The 9497-nt window shown below is 66.3% G+C and carries 7 protein-coding genes; 1 reads left to right on the forward strand and 6 read right to left on the reverse strand.

Going from position 1 to position 9497, the window contains the following annotated elements:
- Positions 1 to 242: 242 nt before the first annotated feature.
- Complete coding sequence (locus L995_RS16250; protein ID WP_016445795.1) at positions 243 to 1220, reverse strand: GMP reductase; 978 nt, start codon at positions 1218 to 1220, stop codon at positions 243 to 245.
- A gap of 318 nt (positions 1221 to 1538) precedes the next feature.
- Between L995_RS16250 and L995_RS16255 the strand changes: the two genes are divergently transcribed.
- On the forward strand, positions 1539 to 4004 hold the full coding sequence (locus tag L995_RS16255; RefSeq protein WP_047472639.1) for a UvrD-helicase domain-containing protein: 2466 nt from the start codon (positions 1539 to 1541) through the stop codon (positions 4002 to 4004).
- Positions 4005 to 4028: 24 nt separating this feature from the next.
- On the opposite strand, the gene L995_RS16260 is transcribed toward L995_RS16255, so the two are convergent.
- The 5 genes from L995_RS16260 to L995_RS16280 form a co-directional block, all read right to left on the reverse strand.
- Positions 4029 to 4664, reverse strand: coding sequence for a hypothetical protein (locus L995_RS16260; RefSeq protein ID WP_016445797.1), 636 nt, complete (start codon positions 4662 to 4664; stop codon positions 4029 to 4031).
- A 275-nt stretch (positions 4665 to 4939) separates the two neighbouring features.
- The gene (locus tag L995_RS16265) at positions 4940 to 6892 is read right to left on the reverse strand and encodes a PhoX family protein (RefSeq protein WP_047326594.1); all 1953 of its coding nucleotides are present in this window, start codon (positions 6890 to 6892) and stop codon (positions 4940 to 4942) included.
- A gap of 246 nt (positions 6893 to 7138) precedes the next feature.
- Entirely contained in the window at positions 7139 to 7972 is an 834-nt protein-coding gene (locus tag L995_RS16270; RefSeq protein ID WP_017407379.1) for a BPSS1780 family membrane protein, read from the reverse strand.
- 146 nt (positions 7973 to 8118) lie between these two features.
- A complete protein-coding gene (locus tag L995_RS16275; RefSeq protein ID WP_016445800.1) occupies positions 8119 to 9075 on the reverse strand; it encodes a homoserine kinase in 957 nt (318 codons plus the stop codon).
- A 126-nt stretch (positions 9076 to 9201) separates the two neighbouring features.
- Positions 9202 to 9497 (reverse strand): hypothetical protein (locus L995_RS16280; RefSeq protein WP_047472640.1); only part of this gene is annotated, 296 nt, incomplete at its 5' end.

The following is a 9497-nucleotide window of genomic DNA, read 5'->3' on the forward strand; positions in this document are numbered from 1 at the left end:
AGTGATTCGAACACTCGACCAACGGATTAAGAGTCCGCTGCTCTACCAGCTGAGCTAAGAGCCCCAAAAACAAGTCTGCGCTGCAAACGAGACCGCAATTATGCGGCATTTTTGGCATGCTTGCAGGAAGACACGCCAATTTTTTGGTTCATGGCGCGATCTCGGCATGCGCGGCCTGCGTGACGTCGGGAACGCAGGCACAAAAAAAGGCGGCCGAAGCCGCCTTGCCTTGGTGTCTGCGCTTACATCAGCAGATGTTCGCCTGCGTTGTCACCGCCCAGGATCACGTAGTTGACCTTGCGGATGTCCATCAGCTTCTTGCCGCCCGAGTAGCTGATGGAGCTTTGCACATCCTGCTCCATCTCGATCAGGGTGTCGGCCAGAAGTCCCTTGACGGGCTCGAGGATGCGCTTGCCTTCGACGTGCTTGTACTCGCCCTTGTTGAAGTCCGAGGCCGAGCCGTAGTACTCCTTGAAGCGCTGGCCGTTTTCCTCGACCGTCTGGCCCGGCGATTCCTCATGGCCCGCGAACAGCGAGCCGATCATCACCATGGTGGCGCCAAAGCGCACGCTCTTGGCGATGTCGCCGTGGCTGCGGATGCCGCCGTCGGCAATGATGGGCTTGGTGGCCACGCGCGCGCACCACTTGAGCGCCGACAGCTGCCAGCCGCCCGTGCCGAAGCCCGTCTTGAGCTTGGTGATGCAGACCTTGCCGGGGCCGATGCCGACCTTGGTCGCGTCGGCGCCCCAGTTCTCCAGGTCGATCACGGCTTCGGGCGTGCCCACGTTGCCGGCGATCACGAAGGACTTGGGCAGCTTTTCCTTGAGGTAGCCGATCATGTTCTTCACGCTGTCGGCATGGCCGTGGGCGATGTCGATGGTGATGTATTCAGGGCACAGGCCTTCGGCGACGAAGCGGTCCACGGTGTCGTAGTCGGGCTTCTTGACGCCCAGCGAGATGGAGGCGAAGCAGCCCTTGCCCTGCATCTCGCGCACGAACTGCACGTTGTCCAGGTCAAAGCGGTGCATCACGTAGAAGTAGCCGTTGCGGGCCAGCCAGGTGCAGATGCTTTCATCCACCACCGTCTTCATGTTGGCCGGCACGGCCGGGATGCGGAAGGACCGACCGCCCAGCTCCACGCTGGCATCACACTCCGAGCGGCTTTCCACGCGGCACTTGCGCGGCAGCAGCAGGATGTTGTCGTAGTCGAAGATTTCCATTTGATTCCAAGCTCCATGAAAGGTCGCGGCAGGAACATCCCTCCGCGATGGGGCGCTTGGCTTGGAGGCCGGTCTTGCGGGCGGCGCGGGCGGGCCGCGTCGCCAGGGCGGCTGTGGCCCGGGCACAAAAAACCGGACCGCAAGAAACTTGGGCCCGGTGATTGATTCTATACGTTGCCGGCGGCGGGCCCGGGCGCCCTGTCGATATAGCGGTTATAGCAATGGCGTTATGGACCGGGAAGATGCGCTGCATGTGTCGAATGCGGGAAATGCAGCATGGCTTACCCCGCAGGCCGGGGCGCTTCCTACAATGCCGGGATGTTCCCGATCGATCTGCTCGACGGCGCCTCCGGTGCCGCACCCGCCTCCAACTCCCCTTTGCTGGCCAACCTCAACGAGGAGCAGCTCGCTGCCGTCACGCTGCCGGCCGGCCATGCGCTGATCCTGGCCGGCGCCGGCTCGGGCAAGACGCGGGTGCTGACCACGCGCATCGCCTGGCTGCTGCAGACGGGCCAGGCCACGCCGGGCTCCATCCTGGCCGTGACCTTCACCAACAAGGCGGCCAAGGAAATGCTGGCGCGCCTGTCGACCATGCTGCCCTACAACGTGCGCGGCATGTGGATAGGCACCTTCCACGGCCTGTGCAACCGGCTGCTGCGTGCCCACCACCAGGCGGCAGGGCTGTCGTCCACCTTCCAGATCCTGGACACGCAGGACCAGCTGTCGGCCGTCAAGCGCCTGTGCAAGCAGTTCAACGTGGACGACGAGCGCTTCCCGCCCAAGCAGCTGCAGTACTTCATTGCCGGCTGCAAGGAAGAGGGCATGCGCCCCGGCGACGTGGTGGCCAATGACCCGGACACGCGCAAGAAGGTCGAGATCTACCAGCTCTACGAGGAGCAGTGCCAGCGCGAAGGCGTGGTCGATTTCGGCGAGCTGATGCTGCGCTCCTTCGAGCTGCTGCGCGACGATGCCGCGCTGCGCGCCCACTACCAGCGGCGCTTTCGCCACATCATGGTCGACGAGTTCCAGGACACGAACAAGCTGCAATACCAGTGGCTCAAGCAATTGGCGGGCGACGTGGTGGATGGCCGCCTGCAGGCCCTGGGCAGCGTGATCGCCGTGGGCGACGACGACCAGAGCATCTACGCCTTTCGCGGTGCGCGCGTGGGCAACATGCAGGACTTCGTGCGCGAGTTCGATGTGCGCCAGCAGATCAAGCTGGAGCAGAACTACCGCTCCTACAGCAACATCCTGGACTGCGCCAACGCGCTCATCAGCCACAACAGCCAGCGCCTGGGCAAGAACCTGCGCACCACCCAGGGCCCGGGCGAGCCCGTGCGCATCTACGAGGCGCCCACCGACATGGCCGAGGCGCAGTGGATGGTCGAGGAAATCCAGCAGCTCGTGAAAAAGGACGGCTGGCAGCGCCAGGAAATCGCCGTGCTCTACCGCAGCAATGCGCAAAGCCGGGTGATCGAATCGCAGCTGTTCAATGCCGCCATTCCCTACCGCGTGTACGGCGGGCTGCGCTTTTTCGAGCGCGCCGAAATCAAGCATGCGCTGGCCTACCTGCGCCTGCTTGAGAACCCGCACGACGACACCAGCTTTTTGCGCGTGGTGAACTTCCCACCGCGCGGCATCGGCGCGCGCAGCGTGGAGACGCTGCAGGACGCGGCGCGCAGCGCGGGCTGCTCGCTGCACGATGCCGTCTCGGCGGTGCCGGGCGCGCCGGGCGCCAAGCTCGCAGGCTTTGTCGCCAAGATCGACGTGCTGCGCGAGCAGACCCAGGGCCGCACGCTGCGCGAGATCATCGAGGCCATCGAGGAAGAAAGCGGCCTGCTCGAGCACTACCGCAACGAAAAGGAAGGCGCCGACCGCATCGAGAACCTGCAGGAACTCGTGAACGCGGCCGAGAGCTTTGTCACCCAGGAAGGCTTTGGCCGCGATGCCGTGGCCCTGCCGCTGGACGAGCACGACGGCGCCAGGGCGCTGACGCAAAGCCCGGCCAGCCAGGGCCTGGACCCTGCGCTGCCGCTGCTGGACACGCCGCTCACGCCGCCGGCCGGCACCGTGGCCGGCATGGTCGATGCCGATACCGGCGAGACCCTGTCGCCGCTGGCCGCCTTCCTGACGCACGCGGCGCTGGAGGCTGGCGACAACCAGGCCCAGGCAGGCCAGGACGCCGTGCAGCTGATGACCGTGCATGCCTCCAAGGGCCTGGAGTTCGACGCCGTCTTCATCGGCGGCGTGGAAGAGGGCCTGTTCCCGCACGAGAACGCCATGATGGACCGGGGCGGCCTGGAGGAAGAACGCCGCCTGGCCTATGTGGCCATCACCCGCGCGCGCAAGCGCCTGTACCTGAGCCATTCGCAGACGCGCATGCTGCACGGGCAGACGCGCTACAACGTCAAGAGCCGCTTCTTCGACGAGCTGCCTGAAGAGGCGCTCAAGTGGATCACCCCCAAGCAGGGCGGCTTTGGCAGCTACGCGCCCCGCCCCGGTGGCGGCGGTGGCGGCTATGGCTCACGCGATCGCGGCGGCTTCGGCAGCAAGGCCGAAGGCTGGCGCAGCGAGGTCTTCGCCAGCCCGCCCGTGCCGCCGCAAAAGGCCGACCCGGGCCACGGCCTGCGCGTGGGCCTGAACGTGTTCCACAACAAGTTCGGCGAAGGCAAGGTGCTGGCCCTGGAAGGCACGGGCGACGACGCGCGTGCCCAGGTCAGCTTTGGGCGCCACGGCACGAAGTGGCTGGCGCTGTCCATTGCCAAGCTCACGGTCGTGGAGTGAGGGCCGGGCCGCCGCGCCCGGCGCTCAGGGCTTGACTTCGAAGCTCAGCGTGGTGGTGTGGCGCACGTCGGTGTACTTCTTGCCGTCCAGCGTGACCGAGCCGTTGTCCACGCGCGCCGTCACCTCCAGCACGTACAGGCCCGGGAAGTAGGGCTTGAAGCTCACCGTGCCGTCCTGCGATGGCGTGAGCGTGCGGTACCAGCCCTCGCTGGTCTGCACATTGACCTGGCTGGCCGCGACCTTGCGGCCCTTGAACACCAGCTGGAACGTATCGCCGCCCGCCGTGGTGGGCACCAGCTCCAGGTCGTTCACGGCCTTGGTGTCGTTGCGGCCGAAACGGGCCTGGTAGTAGGTCAGCACGCCATTGGCGCCGGGGCGCGTGGCGGCGATGCGCACATCGCCCTGGCCTGCGTCCGCGGTGAAATGATTGGCCTCGGCCTTCAGGGGAAGGCTCTTGCCGTCGGGCAGGACCTGCTTGGCGTCCTCCAGGGCCGGCAGCTGTTGCAGCGGCTTGCGCAGTTCTCCGGCATAGGCCCGGGCCTGTCCTGCGTCCTGCTGCAGCCAGAGATAGTCGGCATGCGCGGCCGGCACCGCCAGGGTGGCAGCGGCCGCCAGCCATGCGGAGGCCGTGCTGCGAAGGATGCGGGAAGCTGGGGTCATGGAGTCTCTCCTGTGGTGTGGCTCTGCGTGCGCCTGTCGGGCCTTGAGGGGCGTGATCCGGCGGGGCTGAAGATGGTGCGATGGCGGGCTAGCGACGCCGCAATGCATCAGAAATTATAGCGACCAGGTGAGAATGACTCTTGTTTTGCACGCCAGGAGTCGGGTTCATGACATTCATGCAGTTGCGGCGCAGGCATGCAAAAAGGCCATGGAAATCCATGGCCTTCTTGTTGTGGCGCCACGCGCCGCAGGGCGGCGGGGCGTTGTGGCGGCGGTCAGGCCGACAGCTTGGGCTGGGAAGCGGTGCCGGTCAGGTAGCCGACGGCGGCGCCGAACTTGCCGCGATAGTTGGTGCTGATCAGCGGGTCCAGCGTGGACTTGACCACGTTGTGGATGCTGCCCCAGTCACCGGCGTGCTGGAAGTTGCTCATGATGTAGGTCCAGCCGTTGATCTCGTCCACGGCGTGCAGGCCCGTGGATTCGCCGCCTGCGGGAATCGACATCAGGCGCGACAGCTGCTTGGTGTCGATGTTGTAGGCCCACAGGAAGTTGTTGACGTGCTGGCCGCTGTCCTCGCCGATGAACAGGGTGCGCATCTTCTCCGAGAACTTGAGGTTGTCGGGGTTGCAGATCTTGTTCGGGTTGCCGGTGTTGCCCAGCGCGTCGGCGCTGATGTCCTCGCCGGCCAGCAGGGCCTTGGTGTCCACGGGCATCCACTCGCTGTTGATGGCGGCGCCGGCCGTGTCCTTCTGGCCACCGCGCAGGTTCAGTGCCATCACGGCGCCGGCCTTGAGCTGCTTGGGGATGGACACGCCATTGCCTGCCACGTTCAGCGCATCGCCGGCCACCATGGACTTCTCGCAGTTCTGCAGGGCCGAGTAGGCCACCTTGTCCTTGGCGTTGACGGTCGTGCCTTCCATCTTGGTGAAGCCCATGCTCGCGCCCTTGAAGGCGGCGTAGCGGTGCGTTTCCAGGAAGGCGGCGGCCTTTTCCATGCCGGGGTTGATCTTGATCCACTCCACCTTGCCGTTGGCGGTGATCTTGGTGTAGCTGGCGTCGCCCGGATCGGTCTTGGCCACGGTCATGATGTCCGTGGGCTTGAGCGTGTTGGCCAGTTGCTCGATCTCGGCGCTGGTGGCCGAGCCCAGCTTGATCCAGGTCAGCGCGGCGGCGCTGCCCGATGCGGGGTCGATGGAGAAGCCTGCACCCACCTTGGCCACGTACAGCGAACCCGAGGACAGGTCCTTTTCCTTGTCGGCCACGAAGACGAAGTAGCCGCTGTTGGTGGCGTCGTCGCCCATCAGCGCCGTGCGCTGGTCGGGCATGACCTGGACCAGCTCGTGCGAGATGCGGCCCATGCAGAAATGCTTCTTGATGCTGGCCGTGCCGTCCACGTTGACCGTCACTTCGGGCATGTGGCCGTAGTGGTAGGGGTTGGCCTTGGTCTGGTCGCCATACAGGTTCTGGCTGAAGGCCTGCAACTGCGCATTGCCGGTGGCGAAGGCGTCGGGCTCGTACTCTTCGCTGGACAGATGGGTGCCCCAGGGCGACAGGCTGGCGCCGCAGGTGATCCACAGGCCGTGCACCTTGGAGGTGTCCACGTTGTGGTACTTGACCAGGCTGAGCTTGCCCGTGGTCTGGTCCTGGTCCAGCGTCAGCACGGCGATGGGCGAGGGCAGCTTGCCGTACATGTCGGTCTTGCCATCCTGCGCCCAGGTCGTGTATTCGAACTGCACCACGGCGAACACGGGCTTGCCCTTGACGCCATCCACCTTGGCATTGGGCACGGTCAGCAGCGAGGTGCCGTCGGGCGCATCGGAGAAGAAGTGGCGCTCGCTGCCGGCCACGGTGCGGTCGATGATCTTGTTGTTGTTGATGTCGTAGTAGCCGCCGGCCAGGATCTTGCCGCCCTTGCCGTCCGGCACTTCGTCGCCGGTCACGAAGAAGGGCTGGTAGCCCAGGTCGAAGCTCTGCTCGCTGTTGTCGCTGTACTGCACCTTGAGCTGCGAGGCCACGGTCATCCGGGCCATGGCCTGGGGGTTGGCCAGCGTGGGCGCGGCCATGGAGGTGAAGCTGGCCGCCACATAGTTCTTCGCGGGACCGTCATCGCCACCGCCGCAGGCGGTCAGCAGGCCGGCGGCGGACACGGCGGAGCCGAGCGGCAGCAGGGGGGCGCCGGTCAGGAATTGCAGCGCCTTGCGGCGGGAGAGCATCGTGGATTGGGACATGGGGCTTCCGTTGTGGGGTTGTCTGCATCAACCCATCGGGGGCGGGATGGGCCGGGATGCCGCTGCGCACTCGCTGGCTATGCATCCGCACGGCATGCTAGGCAGGCACTGTGACAAAGCGATGGCATCCGTATGACACAACAGTGACTGCGTCATGTGGACACCCGGGTGGCCGCTGGCACGACAGAGAAACGGCAAAGAAAAAGCCCCTCGAAAGGGGCCTGGTGATCTGGTGCCGTGCAGGCGTCAGCCGGACAGTCCGGGCGGCTGCGGCGGTTCGGTGCCGATGGCGTCGCTGCCATCGCTTTCATCGGGCGCCGCAAAGCAGTCACGGAAGGTGAAGACGATGGAGGTGAAGAACATGGCGGCCAGCAGCATGGCCGTGGCAATCATCAGGCCGTTGGCAATGCCGCCCAGCACCTGGGCCAGCACGGCCGAGATCAGTGCCATCACGATGCCGGCCACGATGAACACGCCCATCCAGCTCAGGCCGAAGACCACCAGTGCGCCGATGTTGCGCACGCACGCCACCAGGCTGAAGAACACGGCCTTGACCGGCGGCACGTTGTGCCAGTGCACCAGGCCCGGCGCATGCCAGAACAGCAGCGAAAGCGGCAGGTACAGGCCCATGCTCAGCCACATGGCGGCCTGGAAGTCGGGCGATTCGGCGATCTCGCGCGTCAGCGGCTCGCCGCCCAGGTAGACGTTGGCGAACTGGCCATCGTCCACCAGCATGGACAGGCCCATGATCAGCAAGAAGCCTGCCGCATACATGGCGCCCAGCGTGAGCATGGAATTCAGGCGCTGGCGCCCGGTGCGAAAGGCCACCAGCAGCAGGGCCGGCGTGGGCGCGCGCCCGTGCGAGGCTTCGGCCGCCGCCACCATCATGGCCAGCGATGTGGCCGGCAGCAGGCCCAGCGCGATCACGGGGCCTATCAGCGGCAGCACCGTGATCAGCGACATGGCCGCCATCGACAGAAAGAACAACGCCGCCAGCGCCAGCGGCTGCTGGCGGAAGGTGCGGATGCCCTGCTGCACCCATTGCAGGCCGGTACGGGCGGGAACGATGAGAAGTTTCATGGGGTGAGGAAGTCGGGGCGCCTGGATGGGGCATGGCCTCTGGCATGGGCCGCGCCGCTGGCGCCCGAACGGGGACTGTACCCGAGGAAGCGCGGCCCGTGGACCGCAAAGCCCTCCGGCAGCCGCGTCGTGGCCGGCCTGGAACGTCAGTCCAGCGCCACGGGGCGGGCCAGGCGCTGGCGCAGCACGCGCTCGAAATGCGTGGGATCGTGGGGAACGAGCATGGAGGCCTCGCGCGGCAGGTGGAAATCCCACAGGCGGGAGATCCAAAAGCGCAGCGCGCCCGCGCGCAGCATGGGGTTGAACAGTTCTCGCTCGGCGGCGGTCAGGGGGCGCACGGACTGGTAGGCATCGATCATGGCCTTGGCCTTGGCCGCGTCATGGGCGCCTGTGGCGTGTTCGATGCACCAGTCGTTGAGGCACACCGCCAGGTCGAACAGCCAGCTGTCCACGCCTGCGAAGTAGAAATCGAAGAAGCCGGTCAGGCGCTCGCCATCGAACATCACGTTGTCGCGGAACAGGTCGGCATGCACGGGGCCGCGCGGCAGGGCCGCATAGGCGGGCGAGGCGGCCACATGGTTCTGGAAGGCCAGTTCGGAGCGCAGCAGGTCGGCGGTGGGTGCGTCGATGTGCGGGATCACCGTGGGCACGGTCTCGTTCCACCAGGGCAGGCCGCGCAGATTGGGCTGCTGGCGATCGTAGTCTCTGCCGGCCAGGTGCATGCGCGCCAGCATCTCGCCCACGGCGGCGCAGTGCGCGGGCTGGGGGGTCAGCTCGCTCCTGCCGGGCAGGCGGTTGACGATGGAGGCGGGCTTGCCGCACACGCGCAGCAGGATGTCGCCGCTGCGTGTCTCGGCCTGAGGGTCGGGCACGGGAATGCCGGCCTGCGCCAGATGCTTCATCAGGTACAGGTAGAAGGGCAGTTGCTCGGCCGTCAGGCGCTCGAACAGCGTCAGCACCCACTCGCCCTGCTCGGTGGTGAGAAAGTAGTTGGTGTTCTCTATGCCGCCCTGGATGCCGCGCAGCTCCTTGAAGGAACCCAGGGACATGCGGCGCAGCAGCTCGCGCGCATCTTTGTCGGAGACTTCGGTGAAAACGGCCATGTTTGCATTGCCGGCCAGCGCGGCTCGGCGGAAATCGTTGTCGTCAGATATGGAAAGAGGGCAGCGCCGTCAGGTGCTGCCCCCTGGGATGCCGCCGGGCCCGGGGCCCGGACAGTCCGGTGAGGATCAGAACTTCTTGAGGTTCCAGACGCGCGTGCCGTTGGTGCCGTCGCCATCGCCGCGGTTGCGGGAGGAGCGGGCGCCGTCGTTGGACTGCACCTCATAGGAGGGCATGTCGCCGACCTTGGGCTGCACGGTGATGCTTCGGGTCTGGCCGCCCACGCGCAGTTCGTCAACGCGGCTGCCTTCGTCTTCCACATGGATGCGTTCCACGCGCTGGTTGCTTCGGTCGCGGGCCTCGGGCCTGGCCGTGTCCGGCGCGGTCTGCCCGGCGGTCGCCGCCGCGGGGGCGGTGGACGCGG

This window comes from Delftia sp. ZNC0008 (assembly GCF_000799035.1).
Lineage (GTDB): Bacteria > Pseudomonadota > Gammaproteobacteria > Burkholderiales > Burkholderiaceae_C > Comamonas > Comamonas tsuruhatensis.

Bases quoted from the DNA above. Each gene is read 5' to 3' on its own strand.
- L995_RS16250 (WP_016445795.1), bottom strand. From the start codon at position 1,220: ATGGAAATCTTCGACTACGACAACATCCTGCTGCTGCCGCGCAAGTGC.
- L995_RS16255 (WP_047472639.1), top strand. From the start codon at position 1,539: ATGTTCCCGATCGATCTGCTCGACGGCGCCTCCGGTGCCGCACCCGCC.
- L995_RS16260 (WP_016445797.1), bottom strand. From the start codon at position 4,664: ATGACCCCAGCTTCCCGCATCCTTCGCAGCACGGCCTCCGCATGGCTG.
- L995_RS16265 (WP_047326594.1), bottom strand. From the start codon at position 6,892: ATGTCCCAATCCACGATGCTCTCCCGCCGCAAGGCGCTGCAATTCCTG.
- L995_RS16270 (WP_017407379.1), bottom strand. From the start codon at position 7,972: ATGAAACTTCTCATCGTTCCCGCCCGTACCGGCCTGCAATGGGTGCAG.
- L995_RS16275 (WP_016445800.1), bottom strand. From the start codon at position 9,075: ATGGCCGTTTTCACCGAAGTCTCCGACAAAGATGCGCGCGAGCTGCTG.